Here is a 19,687-nt window from a genome sequence, read left to right as displayed (position 1 = left end):
GTGGAAGTACTCAATTTGGATCCCGGACAGAACCATGCCGACAATGTTTACGGCATAACGGGTTCTGCCATTGTTGCCCAATCGCCTATCGCGGCGTCGTGGCGCCGGTCCCTCGTCTATCACGGCCTGAACCCGGAAGCACAGCAACGCCCCTGCGCCTTGACCGCATCAGAACTCAACAAGGCAAAGGACCGGATATCCGAACTGCTTTCACTCGCCCAACCTGCTCTCGACCGGCTGTTTTGCGCGCTTGGCGATTCCGGCTGCTGCGTCATCATGACAGACGCCGATGGCGTTGTATGCGACATAAGATGCAAGCCCGGAGATCAGGAAGAATTCACCGCGGTCGGACTGCACCGGGGCGGTGTGTGGCGCGAGGAGACCGAGGGCACAAACGGCATCGGAACTTGCCTTGCGGAGAAACAACCCGTCATCGTTCACCGGAGCCAGCATTTTCACACCCGCAATACGGAAATGAGCTGCATCGACGCGCCTATTTTTGATCATCGCGGACGTTTGATCGCCGCCCTCGATGTGTCCACCTGCAGGTCCGATCACACCGAGTCCAATGCCCGGATCATGGCCATGGTCGTCAATGACGCCGCCCGCCATATCGAGGCGCAGCTGTTTCACGCCGCCTATTCGGAAGCGCGCATTGTCGTTGCCGAAGCCGGCTTGAAAAGCGGTCCCGTATTACTCGCAATCGACCAGGATGACCTGATCGTCGGCGCAACGCGCGCCGCCAGAAAACTCTTCAAATTGCGCGACGGCTGGTCAAGCACACCGCGGCCGGCGAATGACGTTCTTGTCGGCCGGCGCCAGCGCTCGGATATCAGCACCGCCATACGCGGGGAAGTCCAAAGGGCGCTTGCACGTTCAAAGGGCAATATCTCGGAAGCGGCCAAAGATCTCGGTATCGGACGCGCCACCATGTACCGGCGCCTCAAGAGCCTTGGCCTGCGTTAAAATAACCAAGATTTGAATTGTCTCGCCAAGTTGTCTCACATTTGAAACAACACGAGGCGCCTCATTTAAACCATTGGATTGATTGCCTGTTTCCTCTCGTTAGGTTGCACCCAGACGCCGCTTTGGGCGTTTGTGCTGCATCGAAATGACTGCACGCATTTTGACTTCTACATGTGGAGGAAACCGAAATGACCACCGATACCCTCGAACGCCCGCAATCCGGTTCAGCGTCCGGATCGCCATTTGCCGCGCGCTACGACAATTTCATCAATGGCGGATTTGCCGCTCCCCGCGCCGGACGGTATTTTACCAATATCTCGCCGCTGACCGGCGGCGCAATCTGCGAGGTCGCCCGGTCCGACGCGGACGATATCAATGCCGCACTCGATGCCGCCCACGCTGCGAAGACGGGCTGGGGCAAGACGTCCGTTACGGAACGGTCCAACATCCTGATGAAAATCGCCCAGAGGATGGAAGACAATCTGGAAACACTGGCGCTTGCTGAAACCTGGGACAACGGCAAGCCCATTCGCGAAACGACGGCAGCCGACGTTCCGCTGGCCATTGACCATTTCCGCTATTTCGCCAGTTGCATCCGCGGACAGGAAGGCACGATGGGCGAGATCGACGCCGATACGGTCGCATACCATTTCCATGAGCCGCTCGGTGTTGTCGGACAGATCATTCCCTGGAACTTCCCGCTGCTGATGGCGGCCTGGAAGCTGGCGCCGGCGCTTGCGGCGGGCAATTGCGTCGTTCTTAAACCTGCCGAGCAGACGCCTGCAACCATCGTGCTCTGGGCCGAGATGATTGCCGATCTCCTGCCCGCCGGCGTTCTCAATATCGTCAACGGATTTGGCCTTGAAGCCGGCAAGCCGCTCGCTTCGTCCGACCGCATTGCAAAGATCGCATTCACCGGCGAAACGACAACGGGCCGGCTGATCATGCAATATGCTTCGGACAACATCATTCCGGTGACCCTTGAGCTCGGCGGCAAGTCTCCGAACATATTCTTCAAGGATGTAGCCAACGAAGACGACGCCTTCTTTGACAAGGCCCTCGAAGGCTTTGCGATGTTTGCTCTCAACCAGGGCGAAGTCTGCACCTGCCCTTCCCGCGCCCTCATCCATGAATCCATTTATGACCGGTTCATGGAACGGGCGCTCAAGCGCGTCGAGGCGATCGTTCAGGGAGACCCAAGGGACTCAGCCACGATGATCGGTGCGCAGGCGTCCTCGGAACAGCAGGAAAAGATCCTCTCTTACTTCGATATCGGCCGGCAGGAAGGCGCCCAGGTGCTTGCCGGCGGCGAAGCAGCTTCCATGCCGGGTGAACTTGCCAATGGCTACTACATCAAGCCAACAGTGCTCAAAGGCCACAACCGGATGCGTGTCTTCCAGGAGGAAATCTTCGGACCGGTGGTTTCGGTCACGACCTTCAAGGACGAAGACGAGGCTCTCGCCATCGCAAACGACACGCTCTACGGCCTCGGCGCGGGCGTCTGGAGCCGTGACGCCAATACCTGCTACCGCTTCGGGCGGGCAATCGAAGCGGGTCGCGTATGGACCAACTGCTACCACCTTTATCCGGCGCATGCGGCGTTTGGCGGTTACAAGCAGTCGGGTATCGGCCGCGAAACCCACAAGATGATGCTTGGCCACTATCAGCAGACAAAGAACATGCTTGTCAGCTACAGCCCCAACGCGCTGGGCTTCTTCTGAGCCTTTGAAACCATGCTTGCTCCCGCGGTCGCTGAACCGCGGGAGTTTGCATTCGTAAACAGGCAGGAATGCACACATGGCAGACAAAGCATCAATACCGCCGAGGGTAACAGCGACACCGGCCGCACTGGAACTGATAGAAGAAATCAGGAGAGACCATCCGGACATTCTGTTCCATCAGTCCGGCGGCTGCTGCGACGGTTCATCCCCCATGTGCTATCCAACGGACGACTTCAAGATCGGCGAACAGGATGTCTGTCTCGGCGAGATTGCCGGCATCCGCGTCTATATCAGCGGGCCGCAATTTTCGGTATGGCGACATACCCAGTTGATCCTGGACGTGGTGCCCGGCCGCGGCGGCATGTTTTCTCTCGACAATGGCAGGGAGCGCCGCTTCCTTACCCGGTCGCGCATCTTCAGCGAAGGCGAACTCACCGCACTCGAACAGGCCGAGGGCTAGGCCGATTCAGCCCGGCTTCGGCACGTGTTCAGCATCACCGGATCGCCATCCGATCGGGCGATGGAGCGCATACCCGGTTGCATCTTTTTTCATCGACATAGATACTGAGCCCGCGATCGCAGGATCGCCAACAGGGAGGAACAGCAGGCGGTGAAGTGCGAACGCACGGCATATTCCTGCGGTATCGTCATCGTATTCGGAAGCGACGTTTCCGCGGAGGAATTCGCTGACGATCTCGCGATTGCGGCAGCAGAAGCCAACGCAACCCTGGCCTCGATATTTTTTTGTCAGGAAAAATTTGAGGCCGAGGCGCTGGCACGCGCCATCAGCGACCGGGCGCCGGATCTGAGATATGCCGGCTGCTCGACGGCGGGGGAAATTACCCCGGCCGGCTATAGTGAGGGCCAGATCGTCGCCATGCTGTTTCCGGCCGACCGTTTCTCGGCATCCGCAACCCTTATTGAGGATCTGTCCACCTGCTCGATGGACGATGTCGTCACGCAAATCAGCGACATGCGCCGTGAGATGGAAAACGGCAAACAGGAGAGCGACAGATCATCCATCTTCAGCGTATTGCTGATTGACGGCCTTTCTCTCGCGGAAGAGGCCTTTACATCGGCGCTCTATTGGAGCCTGGACAACATTCCACTGATCGGCGGGTCGGCCGGTGACAATCTCAGGTTCCACAACACCAAGCTGATCATGAACGGTCAGGTCAAAAGCGACTCCGCCATTGTCATATTCGTGCACAGCAAGGTGCCGTTTCGCGTTTTCAAGACGGACAATTTTGTGCCGACCACCCAAAAGCTGGTTGTTACCGCATCGGATCCGGACAGCCGTACAGTCATGGAACTCAACGCCGAACCTGCGGCAAAGGCCTATGCGGAAGCCATCGGAATCGATCCGGGTTCGCTTGGGCCAATGAGTTTCGCTTCCCATCCTGTTGTCGTGCGGATCGGCGGCGATTTCTATTGCCGTTCCATTCAAAAACTCAATCCGGACGGATCGCTTTCATTTTTCTGCGCAATCGACAATGGCATCGTCCTGACGATCGCCCAGCCGAAAGGCATGGTGGAATCGACCAGCGAAAAATTGCGGGAAGTGGACGAAGAACTCGGCGGCATCGACGTGCTGCTCGGGTTTGACTGTGTGCTCAGAAAACTGGATGCGCAAAACCGGCAGAGTTTTACGGCGCTTTCAGCCCTTTACAAAGATCACCATGTTGCTGGTTTTTGCACCTACGGCGAACAATTCCGCTCCATGCACCTCAACCAGACATTGACCGGAATTGCATTCGGCGCCGCCCCCGCTGACCTTGCCGAGTAAGCGACAATGGCCCTGAGCGAGATTGAAAAACTGAAGCGGATCAATGCGGCTCTTATGGAGCAGGTTGAACGCTCCATGGATCAGCAGGGCAATGCGTTTTCGCTTTTTCAGACCGCAATCGGCCTTGAAAAACAGGTGCGCGAACGCACCGACGAACTGGCTCTCGCGCTGCGCCGGCTTGAAGATACCAACCAGGCGCTTAATGCTGCCAAGGAGGCAGCGGAAGAAGCCAATATCTCCAAAACGCGGTTCCTGGCCGCTGCAAGCCATGACGTCCTGCAGCCCCTGAACGCCGCCAGTCTTTCCATCTCGACACTTGCCGACCTGCAGACCACAGAGGAAGGCAAATCCCTTGCAAGGCAGGTCGAAAAGTCGCTGGCGACAATGGACGAGTTGCTCAAGACGCTGCTCGATATTTCCAAGCTCGACAGCGGTGTCATGAAGCCGGACGTGCGGGACGTTTCGTTGAAGGCACTGCTCGAAGGACTGCGCACTGATTTTGAACCAATCGCAGCCGAGCGTGGCCTGAACTTGCGCTTTCGGCAGTCGGACCACTTCGTCGCGTCTGACCGGACGATGCTGCGCCGTATATTACAGAACATCATTTCCAACGCGATCAATTACACGCCGGAAGGCAGTGTCCTTGTCGGTGCGCGAGAACGCGGCAGTCATCTGCGCATCGAAATAATCGATACGGGAATCGGTATTCCGGAAGACAGTATCGAAGCCGTCTTTGAGGAATTCTACCGCGGCGCGCAGCCCAATTCTGTCAAACGCGCATATCGTGGTGGTCTCGGACTGGGCCTTTCCATCGTTCAGCGCATGGTTGCGGCGCTCGGTCACGAACTGTCGGTCTCATCAGAACCCGGCAGGGGCACGAAATTCGCACTGCAACTGCCCATCTCAAACCCCGCGATCGCCTTTCAAATACGCGATGGCAGCTCCAATCTGCAGCAGCCCGTCAACGCTCTTTACGGCGCTCATGTCCTCTTGATTGAAAACGATCCCGCAGTCGTGCAGGCAATGACCAGCCTGTTGGAACGCTGGCAATGTTCGGTGCGAATTGCCTATTCGTACGAGGATGTCAGAAAATTGCTCAGCAACCGGGATTGGCAGCCCGACATCGTTCTTGCAGACCAGCATCTCGACAATGACGAACTCGGCACACAGATCGCCAGTGACATTCGTCGTCATCTGGGCGCAGACGTGCCGGCGGTCATCATCACGGCCGATGCAGACGACGAACTTGCGGAAAATGTACGTGCATTGGGCCTGGAACTGATGCACAAGCCGCTGAAGCCTGCCGAACTGCGCGCGCTGATGGCCAATTTGCTGTCGCGCAAACGCAACCGGGCAACCAACTACGGAATGTACTGAAATAGCGGCGGCTTCGCTCTAGAGCATTTCTGGTTTATGCGGGATCATTTGATGCCGGATTTTCGGGTCCCATCAGATCAAGCAATTCCGCCGCATCCAGTTGGGACACCTCAATGACCGCCTTGGTTCGATTGTAAACGTTCAACTTGCGTAAAATCTCGGAGACATGGGCTTTGACCGTGGTCATGCCGACGTCGAGTTCGTAGGCGATCTGCTTGTTCAACAGCCCTTCCCGCATCATCTGCAGGACGCGCATTTGCTGGGGCGTCAGCGTGGCAATCCGGGAGATCATCTCCTTGCGCTTCAAATCGTCGTCACTTGGCTGCCGGGGCTGAAAATCTTCCGGTAGATATACCGCGCCTTCCATGACCGCCTGAACAGCATTGGCGAGTTCCGCCTTCTTGGTCGATTTTGGAATGAAGCCGGCCACACCGTAGGACATCACCTCCTCGATAACCCTTGGATCATCGTGACCGGAGACCACCACCACGGGAAGCCGCGGAAAGAGCCCGCGAATTTTCATCAGGCCGTTGAAGCCGTCAGCATCGGGAATGTTGAGATCAAGGAGCACGAGGTCGAATTTCCGGTCCTGCGTCAGAATTTCGATCGCGCTGCCGACACTTGTCGTATCGATGGTCTCCACTTTCGGATAGGCCACTTTCAGAGCGCTAAGAAGCGCTTCGCTGAATAGTGGATGATCATCGACAATCAGTACCTTCGCCATCTTTTCCATCGAAAATGCAGAACAATGTCCGGTCATGATAGCATATCCGAACTTAATGCAAACTCCGGCCGACCGCAGGCGAAAGCGCGCAGGCACATGGCCTGAGAAGTCCCAGGCGGGTTGGTTTCCGCTTTTTTCATGTTTCGCAACAAACGCCCGATCACCCCTATCGATCTTTGTTTGAAGCGCGTTTTACCTGGAGCCGTAATTAATCTGTGTTCAAATCCGTTCCTGTTTTTCGCGCTTACCCCAATAAGTAGATATATAAGCCATTGGTAACATAACAAGTGGCGCCGATCTTGTTTAACTGCGGCGAAATCCTGCCCATTCACAGGTTGTTCAAGACAATCGCGAACGGCTTTGTACACTTTCCCGGATCCAGGCCCATACCTCATTCCGGAACATTTTCATCAACCGGTGAGTTGACGTGATCAGCAGCTCAACCACCACGAAAACGAAGTTTTGCGAAATCTGTACAAATATGTACAGTATCGAGCGTATTTAGCCCTGCTGGCGAGATGGAATTCAGTTTCCGCCAGAAGGCTTTGCATATTTCTTCACAATATTGCGGAAGCGGTTGAGTTCCTTTGCTGACGGATCCTTGCCGGTGAAACTGCGCACGTAGGCCTCGAGATAGGAAAGACGGAGGTCCATCGGCTCGCGAAGCTCAAGCGCGTAATAGCCGACCTGCATGAAGTAAAGAACGCGCGCTCGGATGAAAGCGTCGGTCTCGTCGTACTGGTGACGACGGTACATATCGGCAATCGCCAAGACCCGGGTGCTGTCCGCCTGGTCGACAAGCTGCCGTACGTCGGCCGACCGTCTTGCCCATTCCCTGACAGCAAAATCCAACCCCGGATCGTATAAAGCTTCGTCTATCCAGCACTCAAACACATTCATCACCGCCTCGGTTATGGTGTGGGACGGCCGCTTTGCCCGTTCGACGATACTGGCGGTATTCTTGTGCTCCCAATGATGCAGCAGCTGGTTGAGCAGATCACGCCTGCTTTTGAAGAACCAGTAGAAACTCGAGCGTGACACGTTCAGCTTTTGCGCCAGATACATCACCTTCAGGTTTTCAACGCCCTCGCCGACAAGAATGTCCTTGGCAAGGTCGATCCACTCTTCGCGCGTCGTGCGCTTGGCATTGTCAGAGTCTTTTTCTTCAATATTCAATGTGTTGGTTGTGGTCATATTGTCAATTTCCAACATCTGGACACTTATGTCTAGTCCAGCCTCATTTTTTGAGCTACAGTCACGGTCGGATTTTATCGCGGAGGGTCAAATGGATCACTATCGTGTTGTCGTTGTCGGCGGTGGAGTGGTTGGCGCATCGGTTCTCTATCACCTTGCGAAATTCGGATGGAGTGACATCTGCCTGATGGAGCGTTCCGTTCTGACGGCCGGATCGTCCTGGCATGCGGCGGGCGGCGTTCATGCGCTGAACGCCGACCCCAACATGGCCGCGCTGCAAGCCTACACGATTGATCTTCTTTCCCAAATTGAAAAGGAATCCGGCCAGTCCATCGGTATGCACATGACCGGCGGCATCTCCGTTGCGTCCGCGCCGGACCGCTGGGAGTGGCTGCAATCGGCATACCGGGTATTCCAGACTATCGGCATTGATGATTGCCGCCTCATGACGCCGGACGAGATCAAGGAACAATGCCCGATCTTCGACACCAGCGATGTGATCGGCGGCCTGTGGGCGGACCGTGAAGGCTATGTCGACACGACCGGGACCGTTCAGGCCTATGCCGGGGCGGCGAAAAAGCACGGTGCGAAGGTCATTGAACACAACCGGGTTATCGAACTGCGGCAACGCAGCGATGCGAGCTGGGATGTGATTACCGAACGAGGCACGGTGCATGCCGAGCATGTCGTCAATGCCGGTGGATTGTGGGCCAAGCAGCTTGGCCGCATGGTCGGCCTCGAACTGCCGGTCTCCCCGCTTGAGCACCATTATTTCCTGACTGAAACCATTCCGGAGGTTGCCGCGCTCGACCGGGAACTGCCGATGATGGTGGATCTGGAGCGGTTCACCTACATGCGGCAGGATCAGAAAGGCGTGCTTGTCGGGATCTACGAAACCAACCCCGCCCATTGGAGTGTCGACGGCGCACCCTGGGACTATGGCATTGAACTTTTGCAGGAAAACACGGACCGGATTTCCGAAGAACTTGTGATGGCATTCCAGCGCTATCCGGTGCTTGAAAATGCGGGCGTTAAAAACTGGGTCAATGGCGCCTTCACGTTCTCTCCCGACGGAAACCCGCTGGTCGGGCCGGTGCGCGGCGTTAGGAATTACTGGCTCGCCTGCGGCGTGATGGCCGGCTTCCTGCAGGGCGGAGGCGTCGGCAAGACGCTTGCCGAATGGATGATCCATGGAGAGCCGGAAGCCGATGCATGGTCGATGGACATCGCGCGATATGGAGACTTTGCCTCGAACCGCGAATATATCAAGCAGACGACCGGGCAGTTTTATTCGCGCCGGTTCATCATGACCTATCCCAACGAGCAGCTTCCTGCCGGAAGGCCGTTGAAAAAGGCGCCGGCCTATGGGGGAATGGATGCGGCCGGAGCAATCTGGGGCTGCAGCTGGGGCCTTGAAGTGCCGCTGATGTTCGCCCCGCATGGATTTGAGGAAACGCCAACCCTGCGGCGTTCGAATGCGTTCGAAATCGTCGGCGAGGAATGCCGTGCCGTGCGCAGCAGTGTCGGCCTTATCGATATTTCGGGCTTTTCTCGCTACGAAGTCAGGGGCAACGACGCCGGAGCCTGGCTCGACAGTATCCTGGCCGGAAGGCTGCCCGGTGCCGGTCACGCACGGCTTGCGCCGATGCTTGGCCATGATGGCCGCCTGAAGGGTGACCTGACGGTCTTCAACTGGGGAGACGGTGTTTGGTGGATCATGGGTTCCTATTATCTGCGCGAATGGCACATGCGCTGGTTCGAGGAACATCTGAGCGAAGCCGAGCGCGACGTGCGGCTTCGTGATATCTCGGATGACATCGTCGGATTTGCGCTCGCCGGGCCAAAGTCCCGAGAGGTGCTGGAGGCACTGACACACGAGGATGTCGGCAACGGTGCGCTGCCATTCATGGGCTGCAGACCGCTTGATGTCGGTCTGATCCGCGCCCGGGTCGGGCGGCTGTCGGTAGCCGGCGAACTCGGATTTGAAATCAACTGCCACGCCAGCGAGCATGTCACGCTGCGCGAGATGCTGCTAGAGGCCGGTGCCCGGCACAACATCCGCGAATTCGGATATTATGCGTTGAACGCCTTGCGGCTCGAAAAAAGCTTTGGCATCTGGTCAGCCGAGTTCACACAGGGCTACACGCCCGGCATGACAGGCATGGATCGCTGGATTGACTTCGGGAAAGTCGATTTTATCGGCCGTGAAGCAGCGCTGCGCGAAAAGCAGCAGAATTCAGCAAAACAAAAGCTGGTGACACTGGAAATCGACGCAGACGACGCAGACGCGTCAGGCTTTGAACCAGTGTGGCGCGACGGCAAGCGGGTGGGTTTCATTACATCGGGCGGCTATGGTCACTGTGTGGGCAAAAGCATCGCTCTTGCGCTTCTGGATCCCGAGATAGCGCAAGTCGGCACGGACCTCACCACCCACGTGGTCGGCAGGGAACGGGCGGCAAAGGTGATAGCGCAATGCCCGCATGACCCGAAAGGCGAAAGGATGCGCGTGTGACAACGGATTTAAATACGCCCGCCCGCAGGCGCGGACGGCGACGGCAGGCGCAAAGCGCCGACAAGAGCCACGCTGACGCAGGCTACTACAAGCATATCAAAAACACGCTGCCGCGCGTCGAAGTCCTGTCGCAAGACGAAGTAGAGGCGATCCACCGGACATCGCTGCGTGTGCTTCAGGAACTCGGGATTCGCGTCCTCAACGACGAGGCGCGGCGCATCCTGAGCGATGCCGGTTGCGAGATACGCGACGAGATGATGGTGCATTTCCCGAGCGAGCTCGTCACCGAACTGGTATCTAAGGCACCGCATTCGATGGTCTGGAACGGCGGTGACGGCATTGCCCTCGACATCGATCAGGACGCGCTGCTCTTTGGACCGGGTGCGGGCTGCCCGAACGTTACCGACACGGAACGGGGCCGAAGGCCCGGCACGCTTGAAGACTATGTCGACTTTACCAAACTGCAGCAGCATTTCGACATTATCCCGTTCCTGGCGCCGTCGATCGAGCCGCAGGATGTTCCCATCCATGAGCGCCACCTTCTGGCCGGAAAGGTGCAGCTGGAAACTTCGAACAAGGTGCCCTGGGTCTATGCGCGCGGCAGCGGTCAGGTGTTCGACAGCTTCGAGATGATCCGCCTTGCCCGCGGGTTGAGCGAAGAGGCTTTCAGGGAGCGGATTTGGACCTATACGGTCATCAACACCAATTCCCCCCGCCAGATCGACGTTCCGATGGCGCAGGGCATTATCGACTTTGCCCGCTGGGGGCAGCCGTCAATAATCACGCCGTTTTGCCTGTCCGGCGCTATGGCGCCGATAACCGAAGCCGGTTCGCTCACACTCAGCCACGCCGAAGCCATGGCCGGAACAGTACTCGCACAGGCGGTAAATCCCGGTGCTCCGGTTATTTACGGCGCATTCTCGTCGAATGTGAACATGAAGTCCGGCGCCCCGGTTTTCGGCACGCCCGAACATATCAGAACCAATTTCGGAGCCGGCCAACTGGCCCGCCGCCTCGGTATTCCCTGGCGGTCCGCGACCGGTACGGCCGGCAATGCGCCCGACGTGCAAAGCGCCGCAGAAACGCAACTGGGCATTTGGGGCGCGGTCCTCGGCGGCGCAAATCTCATCATACACTCGACCGGCTGGCTGGAGGGCGGCCTGACGATATCCTACGAGAAATTCATCATGGATCTGGAGGTCTGCCAGACGATCGCCCAGGCTATGAAACCGGTTGAAGCAACGGAAGATGCGATCGGCTTCGAGGCCATAGCGGAAGTGCAGCCGGGCGGGCATTTCTTCGAGGCCCAACAAACGATGGCGCGCTACTCCGACCAGTTTTACGAACCGCTTATCCGCGACTGGACGAATTTCGGCCAGTGGGAAGAAGCCGGCGGGCTGCAGACGGTCGAGCAGGCGCACACGATGTGGAAGCAGATTATCAGGGACTTCGAACCGCCGGCACTGCCGCAGGACCGGCTCGATGCGATAACCGATTTTGTTGAAAGAAGAAAACGCGAGGGCGGCGCGCCTCCCGTCGATTAATCGTTCGGCCAACCAGAGGGAAATATCGAATGGCTCTAACGACAGATGCAATTGTCATCGGTGCCGGTGTGATCGGCGCTGCAACCGCGCTGGAGCTCAACAGATCCGGCATACGTACAATCTCCGTGGACAAGAACCCGGCCGCCGGTTACGGCTCGACCAGCGGTTCCTGCGCCATCATCCGGGTGCATTACTCGACGCTTGAAGGCACGGCCTTTGCCTATGAGGGCTATCACTACTGGCGCGAATGGGCCGACTATCTGGGCGTCGAGGATGAGCGCGGCCTTGCCGAATTTAGGGAAACCGGCTGCCTTGTCATGTGCACCGAACAGAACGGGTTCATGCGCAAGCACACCGACATTTGCGAGGAGCTCGACATACCCTTTGAACGCTGGGGCACCGGGCAAATCCTAGAACGGCTGCCGATCTACGATCTGACGAGCTACTGGCCAGCGAAACGCATGGACGATCCGGGTTTCGGACTACCCGGTACCGGCAGCGTTGAAAGCGCCGTTCATTTCCCCACCGCCGGATATATCACCGACCCGCAGCTTGCCACACACAATCTCCAGCGCGCGGCGGAATCGGCCGGCGGTGAATTCCTGTTCAACCGGGCCGTAGTCGAAGTGCTCACCGAATCCGGGCGCGTTTCGGGTGTCAAACTCTACGACGGCACCGAAGTTCATGCCCCGGTCGTCATCAATATCGCCGGGCCCCATTCGGCAAAAATCAACGCCATGGCCGGTGTGCTGGACGACATGACAATCCAGACCCGGGCGCTGCGGCAGGAAGTCGTGCATATGCCGGCGCCCGAGAATTTCGACTTTTTCGGCAAGGCTTTCGTTACGTCCGACAGCGATATCGCCTGCTACTGCCGTCCGGAAAAGGGCAATTTCATTCTGGTCGGCAGCGAAGACCCCGAGTGCGATCCACGCGAATGGGTCGATCCCGACGACTACAACACAAATTTCACGGACCAGTGGACCCATCAGGCGCACCGGTTTGCGCAGCGCGTTCCCGGCATCGGCATTCCTAACCAGACGAAGGGCGTCGTCGATCTCTACGATGTTTCGGACGACTGGATCCCGATTTACGACAAATCGGCACTGCCCGGCTACTACATGGCCATCGGCTCAAGCGGCAACCAGTTCAAGAACGCGCCGATTGCCGGCAAGATGATGGCCCGCCTCGTTGAGTACTGCGAAGCAGGCAATGACCACGATGAAGCCTCGCTGCAGTTCGACCTGCCGAAAATCCAGCGCCGGATCGATGTCGGCTTTTACTCGCGCAAGCGGGAAATCAATGAGGAAAGCAGCTTTTCGGTGCTTGGATAAGACGCGCTGCCGTTCTAGGCCTGTGCCTGGGCATGTGACGTTTCCGCTGCGTATCGGCCAAGCGCCATGGAAGCCGCGCCGACGCCCGTCTGCGGAAGCTGTTTGCCCATGGAGGCCAGAGCCATGTCGATACTGCCCAGGCAGCCAAGAATGGTCGGCGGGTTGACGTGGCCCATATGGCCGATGCGGATTGTCTGATCCACCAGTTGGCCGAGCCCGCCACCGAGCGTCACGCCGCAGTTGACCTTGCAATAGTCAATAATCCTCGTCGCAAGATCATCTTCGAAGCAGAACACCGAAACAGAATTGGAGCGGCTGGCGGGTTCGCGGATGTTGAAGGTTGCCCCCGCCGCCTCCCACGCAGCGATTGCTGCCCGGGTGGCATCTGCAATGGCCTCGTGTCGCCGGAAGACAGACGGAAGGCCTTCCTCGAAGATCATTTTCAGCGCCTCCTGCAGGCCGAACAGCAGCTGCTCAGGAGGCGTTCCGCAATATTTCTGATAATGGACCTTGCCGTCGCGCGCCGTCCAATCCCAATAGGGGGTGCGCAAGCCGGCCTGCCGGTGTTTGTCCTTGGCCCTGGCGCTGACGGCGACGAAGCCCAGCCCGGCGGGCGACATCAGCCCCTTCTGGGAACCGGAAACGGCAACATCGACGCCCCATCCGTCGAAATCGAAGGGCATGGTGGCAAGTGAAGCAACCGCGTCGATCATGAGAAGTGCGCCATGCCCGGCCGCATCGGTTGCCTTGCGCAACGCGCCGATATCATTGACGACGCCGCTGGCGGTGTCGACCTGGACGGCCAGGATAGCCGAAATCGCCTGCTCCCTGTCATTGCGCAGCCGTTCTTCAAGCCGGTCAAGGTCAATAGCCGAATGCCAGTCGCAGGCAAGCACCTCGACATCGAGGCCCAGCATGGTCGCCATTTCCCCCCACCCGGTCGCAAAACGTCCGGATTCCAGGACCAGGATCTTCTCGCCCTTGGAAAACAGGTTGGTCAGGGAGGCCTCCCAGGTACCGTGACCGTTCGAGGCATAGATGTAGGTGTCGCCGTCCGTTCCGAATATCCGTTTCAGGCCGTGTTGACAGTCGTCGGTCACGCCGAGCATCGGACCGGCATAGATATCCATCGCCGCCCGGTGCATGGCATTCAGTACCCGGTCCGGCAGGATCGAAGGTCCGGGGATCAGTACAAACTCGCGGCCATTGGCAAGCGTCATCGCGGCTACTCACTTCGTCAAACTGGGAACGGTTCGTCAGGCGCTGACGAGCTCATTGGGTTTGAGATTGCGCCGGGCCGCCAGTGCGAGCATTGGCAGGATCAGCGCCGTGCTCAGCAACAATATTTCGATCCGCGCCAATGGCAAGACGCTTTCGCCGGGAAGCGGCAGTAGCAGGCTGCCGGCCAGGAAGAAAATCCGCTCAACCAATTTGAGCCTGCCTACACCGACGAGATAACCCTGCATGGCGCTGGCGAAGAACACGATGCCCGCGATGGCAAGAGCCAGCACGGCAAGGGTCTGCAAGATGCTTCCCTCGAGAATGAGCGATGGATCAAGCACGAAGAAAAACGGTATGAAATAGATCACGCTGCCGAGCCGCATCGCTTCAAAACCGGTGATCATGGGCGAGGCCTTGGCGACCGATGCGGCCGCGAACGCGCCGAGCGCCACCGGCGGGGTGATGAAGGAAAGCATGCCCCAATAGAAGATGAAGAGATGTACGGCCAGCGGATTGAGCCCGGTGGCAATCAGCGCCGGCGCCAGAATGATGGCGAGGAATATATAGGCCGCTGTCACCGTCATGCCGATGCCGAGAACAAAGCTGGTTGCCGCGCCGATGATGAGCAGGAGCAATTGCGAACCGCCGGCAATCGAAAGGAGATCGTTGACCAGAGTGCCCGCAAGCCCGGTCATCGACAAGGCACCGACGATCAGACCGATGCCGGCCAGTACGCCGACCAGTTCGGCAAAGAGCTTCGCTAGTGTGTCGAAAAAGCCGAATAGTTCTTTCCAGCCCCAGCGGGTTTCCGGCGAGGCAAACTGGTTGATCAGGATCAGCACCGGCGTCGCGTAAAAGGGCGCGAGCATTTCCCGGCGCAAATACAAAAGCAGGTAAACAAGCAGCGCGAAGGCAAAAAGATAATACCAGCCGCTTTTCAGCGTCTTTTTCAATGATGGCAGTTCCGCACGGTCCAGCCCCTCGATCTTTTCCTGCGCGGCCCGTGCGTCGATCTGCACGAATAGGCCAAGAAAATAGAGGAAGGACGGGATGACCGCCGCCAGCGCCACGCTGGCATAGGAAACGCCAAGGAAACTCGCCATGATGAAGGCGGTCGCCCCCATTACCGGCGGCATCAGGACGCCTCCGGTCGACGCGCAGGCCTCAACACCTGCCGCAAAGGGCGCGGTCAGCTTGATGCGGCGCATGGCCGGGATGGTCATGACACCGGTCGTCATGACATTGGTGACCACGGAACCGCTCATCGAACCCATCAGTCCGCTGGCGACGATCGCCACCTTGGCCGGTCCGCCACGGATGTGGCCAAGCAGCGCGAATGCAAGATTGATAAAGAAGGAACCGGCGCCCGTGTGTTGCAGAGCGGCGCCAAAAATGATGAAGCCGATGACGAGATTGGCAAAGGCCCGCATCGGAATGCCGATGACGCTTTCATTGCTCATCGCGTGATAGGCGGCGACGGTGTCTATCGGGAACGAGAAACCTTCGATGGGGCCCGGCATGACATCGGCAAAGAGCGGATAGAGCGAGGCAAAGCCGACAATGACGGCCAAGGATGTGCCACCCGCACGACGCGACGCCTCGAAGATCAGCGCCCAGAAGACCATTGCGACATAGACCGCGTTTTGCGGTGCCGCCAGCTCCCAGCCGTTCTCGATCATCCGCAATGAATTGGCGACGAGGAAGCCGATCACCGCGACGGACAGCGCCGCCAGGACAATGTCGTACCACGGCACCCGGTCTTTCGGCGCCCGCGCATGCATCGGCAGCAGGACATAGATCGACGGAATGACGATCATTAGGATCGTGTAGATATACCGGTTCGCCAGCAGCGTTTCACCGATAAAGAAATGCAGATTGAATGCCTGGTTTATGGCCAGCAGAACAAGGGCGAGAGCCCCTGCCCTGACTGGCCACAACCAGCCCGCCGGGAGTGAGCGGAAGCGGCTCGGTGCCGCCTTGTCGTCGTCTTCCTGCACGCTACTTATCCCAAACCGGTGCCATGCCGGCATCCGTCAGCGCCTTGGCGCGAACGGCCATCCAGCGGTCCTTGAAATCGTCACCGCTCTTGTCGGCCATGCCTTCCCACGCGGCGGCAAGGATCGCCTGTCTATCAAGCAGTTTCTGATTGTGGGCCGCGGCCTCATCCGACCACATTCCCTTTTCCTTCCAGAATTCGACTGCACCGGAATGGTAGGGCAGCACCCACTGGAAGTTCTGGCGACCGTCGGCCCAGCCGACGGCTGACGGCTCCGCCTCGACGAAATTGTCAAACTGCTCGCTGATGCTCTTGGCCATATTGTGCACCAGAGCCTCGTCCCGGTCGGGCGCCGTAACCAGGATCGGGTACGGAAATCCACCGCATTCGAGCGGATTGTCCTTCGACAGGTTAGTGCCGGCTGTTGCCACGCGCTTGGCCATGTGCGGTGCGACCATTTGCATTCGTTTCCAGTTTTCAGTTTCACTATGGGGTGTTTCCAGCCATGCCAGGCCACGCGGCGATGCGTCAAGTTCCGTGCCGCCGCCGGTGGTGAACGACGTCATGGCGTCGGCCTGGTTGTTGACCAGCGCTTTCCACGCAGCATCGAATCCCGAAACATCAACGCGGGTGACATCGTCCCAGGTCAGGCCACCATAGGCCAGAAATGCCGTCACATTCGTCTGCAGCGACGGCGATCCCAAAACCCATGGCAGCCGTTTCCCTTTCAGGTCTGCCGCTGTTTTGATATTGGCATCCTTGGCCGTGCCAAGCGCAAGACAGTTGTTGCCGGTCGAGCTCATGACCATCTGCAATTGCTGCGGCCCGAGTTCGGGCTTTGCCCAACCCAGTACCCCTTCGACGGCATAAAAGACACCTGATCCCGCGGCAGAAAAGTCGATTTGCCCCTTCATGACGGGAATGACCCGCGACACATCGTTCTTGGCCGGCACCACGCGCAACGTAACGCCATACCCGTCCTGAAGCGCCTTGCCGATCGCGACCGACTGGCCGTAACCCGTACTGCCGACACTGTACGCCGTCCAGGACACGGTCTTTGGCAGGTCGACATCGTCGGCCGCCAGTGCACTTCCGGCAATGAGCGCGCCGAGCGCCACCGTTGCCGTGAATTTTGCGAAATTGATACTCACTGTTCTTCCTCCCTTGAAAATTCGTTGTTGCGACAGCAATCCACCCGGCCGTTATTTGAGGCCGGGCACGAATTCGATTGGATTTGCCATGCTTCCAAGACCTTCGATCGACGAGCGCATGGTTCCGCCGATTTTTCCGAGATCGATCGTCGCCATGGTCCATGGCTCAACGGGCCCGACCGTGCCGGTGGAAATGATGTCACCCGGTTTGAGCGCGTGGGCGCGCGACAGATAGGAGATGAGGTGAGCCGCGTTGAATACGTGCTCCGCGGTCGTTCCGTGCTGCACGTGATCGTCGTTGAGCCAGGCATCCAGAACCGCCTCATCTGGATGCGGCGCCTCGTCAGGGGTGACAAGCCACGGCCCCATCGGCGAAAACGTGTCGAAATTCTTGTAGCGCCCCGGATAGGTCAGGTGTTCCTGCGAACCGTCAGCCCGGTTCATGCGGATCCATTCCGTTTTCTTCCGCATATCGTGGGCGGTGATGTCGTTGTGAACGGCATAGCCGAACACATGGTCCAGCGCCTTTTCTTCCGGTATGTCGTAACCACCCTTGCCGATGACGATCACCAGCTCAATTTCAGGACCGACCTGTCCAACATCGGGGATCCTGACGGTGTCTGCGGGGCCAACGATGCAGGACGGAAGCTTGGTAAAATAGGTGGCATGCGGGTTGTCCGGCTTGACCGCCGTATCCCAGCCGCCGTGCCGGTTGATGGCGATGGCGAAGAATTTCTGCGGGTCGTCCACCGGCGCGAAGATGTGCGTTCCGGCAAAGGGAATGATGTGCGCTGAAGCCCCGTTTGAATCGGCGGCTTCGCCCTCGACCGCCCGCTGTACCGCGCGAGCCGCCGCGATTGCCAAATCACCATCTTCGATCATCGTCTTGAGACTGTTGGGAAAAAGGTATGCCTCTAGAGAAGGATCGGTTTCCTTCAGTTTTTCGTAGATCGGCGCAAGGTCGGCAATATCCCGATCGTCATTGCAGCCAAGACCGATCGCCTTTTGACCGTTTTTGCGTTGAAACCGGCAGAATTTCATAGTCGGAATTTCCTGTTTCTGTTGTTTTCGCCGATCCGAACTCAGTTGGATCCATCAAAATTCGCGCCCTCAAAGCCAATGATGCGGGCACAGTTCGTGGTGGTCATCTTGCGGATATCCTCATCGCTGTATCCGAGGTTCAGGCACATTTCGATGAGGGTGCGCATGCCCTCCACCGGGCTCGGGTTGCCGCTCTGGCCGAGATCCGAACCAAGCACCGTGCGGTCGACACCACCGGCATCGATGTGCTGGCGAAGCTCTTCGGGCGTGTAGCAGGTGAATTTGCTTTCGATGTAGAACGCGGCGGAATGCTCGACGACTGCGCCGCCCTCGGTGAGCTCCGTAATATCGGCGAGGCTGCAACCCACCACATAGGTCGGGTGATTGACGAGGCGACGGTTGACGCCGCGGGCCTTCGCCTCCTCGAACAGCGGCCAGATCTCGCTGATGTGAAGGTGCCCGGAAGACAGAACCGCGTCGAATTCCGCGATCAGATCAAGGATTTCCTTCACTTCGTCGACAAGGTTGCCTTTGTTGTCGACGACCGAGATGCCTTCGGCCGGGCGCATCGGTTTGGCAGTCACAAGGCGCTTCTTGCGATGGGTAGAGCGGATATGGTTGGCCGCCGACGAGGTTGGCATCCAGACAAGGCTGGCGCCCATTTTGAGGAATGTGTCGACCGTGAAGGGATTGAGACCACCCGACGTATTGTTGAGCGGAATGCCGCCGAGAAGTTCGACGCCGTATTCTTCCATATGCGGCTTCAGCAGGTTGACGATCGGAGCGCCGGGATAATAGTGGTCCTTGATCAGAATGGCCCGCTGCCCGGCCGCTGCCGCTTCCTTGATCTCGTCGATGTGATCGAGTTTGCGAGCCATCACCGAGGGGCCGGAATGGACGTGCAGATCGATCGAGCCCTTCATGAGAGCGTCGACCCGTTCCGACATCTGCCCGCCATCATCCTGCTGTTCGTTCGGGTTCAACATTTCCTGCTCCAGATTACGCATCATCGATGCCTCGGACGGTAGATACGGCGCCTGTTCGTCGCAATTTGTTATTCGCATCGTTTCACGGTATGAAATTTTTCGGTATTTGAGCGAAGACAAAACGGGGCCCGGAC

Annotated in this window: 15 protein-coding genes; 8 read left to right on the top strand and 7 right to left on the bottom strand. The window is 58.3% G+C overall.

Annotated features, from left to right (window positions below; all coding sequences use genetic code 11):
- The 5 genes from ABVT35_RS04595 (at position 1) to ABVT35_RS04575 (ending at position 5,850) form a co-directional block, all read left to right on the top strand.
- Positions 1–966: a GAF domain-containing protein gene (locus tag ABVT35_RS04595; RefSeq protein ID WP_368465102.1), complete on the top strand. Its 966-nt coding sequence runs from the start codon at positions 1–3 to the stop codon at positions 964–966.
- 188 nt (positions 967–1,154) lie between these two features.
- Positions 1,155–2,687 carry an aldehyde dehydrogenase gene (gene adh / locus ABVT35_RS04590; RefSeq protein WP_368465101.1) on the top strand — a complete coding sequence of 511 codons (1,533 nt, stop codon included), beginning with the start codon at positions 1,155–1,157 and terminating at the stop codon, positions 2,685–2,687.
- Between the two features lie 76 nt (positions 2,688–2,763).
- Positions 2,764–3,147, top strand: coding sequence for a DUF779 domain-containing protein (locus ABVT35_RS04585; RefSeq protein WP_368465100.1), 384 nt, complete (start codon positions 2,764–2,766; stop codon positions 3,145–3,147).
- 150 nt (positions 3,148–3,297) lie between these two features.
- Entirely contained in the window at positions 3,298–4,473 is a 1,176-nt protein-coding gene (locus ABVT35_RS04580) for an FIST N-terminal domain-containing protein (protein WP_368465099.1), read from the top strand.
- 6 nt (positions 4,474–4,479) lie between these two features.
- Positions 4,480–5,850: a NahK/ErcS family hybrid sensor histidine kinase/response regulator gene (locus ABVT35_RS04575; protein ID WP_368465098.1), complete on the top strand. Its 1,371-nt coding sequence runs from the start codon at positions 4,480–4,482 to the stop codon at positions 5,848–5,850.
- A gap of 34 nt (positions 5,851–5,884) precedes the next feature.
- Here ABVT35_RS04575 and ABVT35_RS04570 read toward each other — a convergent pair whose 3' ends face one another.
- Both ABVT35_RS04570 and ABVT35_RS04565 read right to left on the bottom strand, forming a co-directional pair.
- Positions 5,885–6,610 (bottom strand): response regulator, encoded by a 726-nt coding sequence (locus tag ABVT35_RS04570; RefSeq protein WP_368465097.1) that lies wholly within the window; start codon positions 6,608–6,610, stop codon positions 5,885–5,887.
- Positions 6,611–7,099: 489 nt separating this feature from the next.
- A complete protein-coding gene (locus ABVT35_RS04565; protein ID WP_368465096.1) occupies positions 7,100–7,768 on the bottom strand; it encodes a TetR/AcrR family transcriptional regulator in 669 nt (222 codons plus the stop codon).
- Positions 7,769–7,859: 91 nt separating this feature from the next.
- Here ABVT35_RS04565 and ABVT35_RS04560 point away from each other — a divergent pair, with 91 nt between their 5' ends.
- The 3 genes from ABVT35_RS04560 to ABVT35_RS04550 are packed head-to-tail and all read left to right on the top strand — an operon-like array spanning position 7,860 to position 13,158.
- The gene (locus tag ABVT35_RS04560) at positions 7,860–10,280 is read left to right on the top strand and encodes an FAD-dependent oxidoreductase (RefSeq protein ID WP_368465095.1); all 2,421 of its coding nucleotides are present in this window, start codon (positions 7,860–7,862) and stop codon (positions 10,278–10,280) included.
- On the top strand, positions 10,277–11,824 hold the full coding sequence (locus tag ABVT35_RS04555; protein WP_368465094.1) for a trimethylamine methyltransferase family protein: 1,548 nt from the start codon (positions 10,277–10,279) through the stop codon (positions 11,822–11,824). The genes ABVT35_RS04560 and ABVT35_RS04555 overlap by 4 nt, the downstream gene beginning before the upstream one ends.
- Positions 11,825–11,853: 29 nt before the next feature.
- Complete coding sequence (locus ABVT35_RS04550) at positions 11,854–13,158, top strand: NAD(P)/FAD-dependent oxidoreductase (RefSeq protein ID WP_368465093.1); 1,305 nt, start codon at positions 11,854–11,856, stop codon at positions 13,156–13,158.
- A 14-nt stretch (positions 13,159–13,172) separates the two neighbouring features.
- Here ABVT35_RS04550 and ABVT35_RS04545 read toward each other — a convergent pair whose 3' ends face one another.
- Genes ABVT35_RS04545 through ABVT35_RS04525 form a run of 5 tightly spaced genes read right to left on the bottom strand, consistent with a single transcriptional unit; the run spans position 13,173 to position 19,577 of the window.
- A complete protein-coding gene (locus ABVT35_RS04545; protein WP_368465092.1) occupies positions 13,173–14,378 on the bottom strand; it encodes an alanine--glyoxylate aminotransferase family protein in 1,206 nt (401 codons plus the stop codon).
- Between the two features lie 36 nt (positions 14,379–14,414).
- On the bottom strand, positions 14,415–16,376 hold the full coding sequence (locus ABVT35_RS04540; protein WP_368465091.1) for a TRAP transporter permease: 1,962 nt from the start codon (positions 16,374–16,376) through the stop codon (positions 14,415–14,417).
- Position 16,377: 1 nt separating this feature from the next.
- Entirely contained in the window at positions 16,378–17,526 is a 1,149-nt protein-coding gene (locus tag ABVT35_RS04535) for a TAXI family TRAP transporter solute-binding subunit (RefSeq protein ID WP_368465090.1), read from the bottom strand.
- A 51-nt stretch (positions 17,527–17,577) separates the two neighbouring features.
- The gene (locus tag ABVT35_RS04530) at positions 17,578–18,567 is read right to left on the bottom strand and encodes a fumarylacetoacetate hydrolase family protein (RefSeq protein WP_368465089.1); all 990 of its coding nucleotides are present in this window, start codon (positions 18,565–18,567) and stop codon (positions 17,578–17,580) included.
- 41 nt (positions 18,568–18,608) lie between these two features.
- Positions 18,609–19,577, bottom strand: coding sequence for a DUF6282 family protein (locus ABVT35_RS04525; RefSeq protein ID WP_368465088.1), 969 nt, complete (start codon positions 19,575–19,577; stop codon positions 18,609–18,611).
- Positions 19,578–19,687 lie beyond the last annotated feature (110 nt).

The sequence above is a fragment of the Hoeflea sp. TYP-13 genome (genome assembly GCF_040932035.1).
Lineage (GTDB): Bacteria > Pseudomonadota > Alphaproteobacteria > Rhizobiales > Rhizobiaceae > Hoeflea_A.
This window is presented reverse-complemented; position numbering and strand designations above follow the sequence as displayed.

What these genes read in the sequence shown, in the direction of transcription:
- ABVT35_RS04545 (WP_368465092.1), bottom strand. Translation starts at nt 14,378, where the DNA reads ATGACGCTTGCCAATGGCCGCGAGTTTGTACTGATCCCCGGACCTTCG.
- ABVT35_RS04585 (WP_368465100.1), top strand. Translation starts at nt 2,764, where the DNA reads ATGGCAGACAAAGCATCAATACCGCCGAGGGTAACAGCGACACCGGCC.
- ABVT35_RS04565 (WP_368465096.1), bottom strand. Translation starts at nt 7,768, where the DNA reads ATGACCACAACCAACACATTGAATATTGAAGAAAAAGACTCTGACAAT.
- ABVT35_RS04525 (WP_368465088.1), bottom strand. Translation starts at nt 19,577, where the DNA reads ATGATGCGTAATCTGGAGCAGGAAATGTTGAACCCGAACGAACAGCAG.
- adh (WP_368465101.1), top strand. Translation starts at nt 1,155, where the DNA reads ATGACCACCGATACCCTCGAACGCCCGCAATCCGGTTCAGCGTCCGGA.
- ABVT35_RS04570 (WP_368465097.1), bottom strand. Translation starts at nt 6,610, where the DNA reads ATGACCGGACATTGTTCTGCATTTTCGATGGAAAAGATGGCGAAGGTA.
- ABVT35_RS04550 (WP_368465093.1), top strand. Translation starts at nt 11,854, where the DNA reads ATGGCTCTAACGACAGATGCAATTGTCATCGGTGCCGGTGTGATCGGC.
- ABVT35_RS04575 (WP_368465098.1), top strand. Translation starts at nt 4,480, where the DNA reads ATGGCCCTGAGCGAGATTGAAAAACTGAAGCGGATCAATGCGGCTCTT.
- ABVT35_RS04560 (WP_368465095.1), top strand. Translation starts at nt 7,860, where the DNA reads ATGGATCACTATCGTGTTGTCGTTGTCGGCGGTGGAGTGGTTGGCGCA.
- ABVT35_RS04530 (WP_368465089.1), bottom strand. Translation starts at nt 18,567, where the DNA reads ATGAAATTCTGCCGGTTTCAACGCAAAAACGGTCAAAAGGCGATCGGT.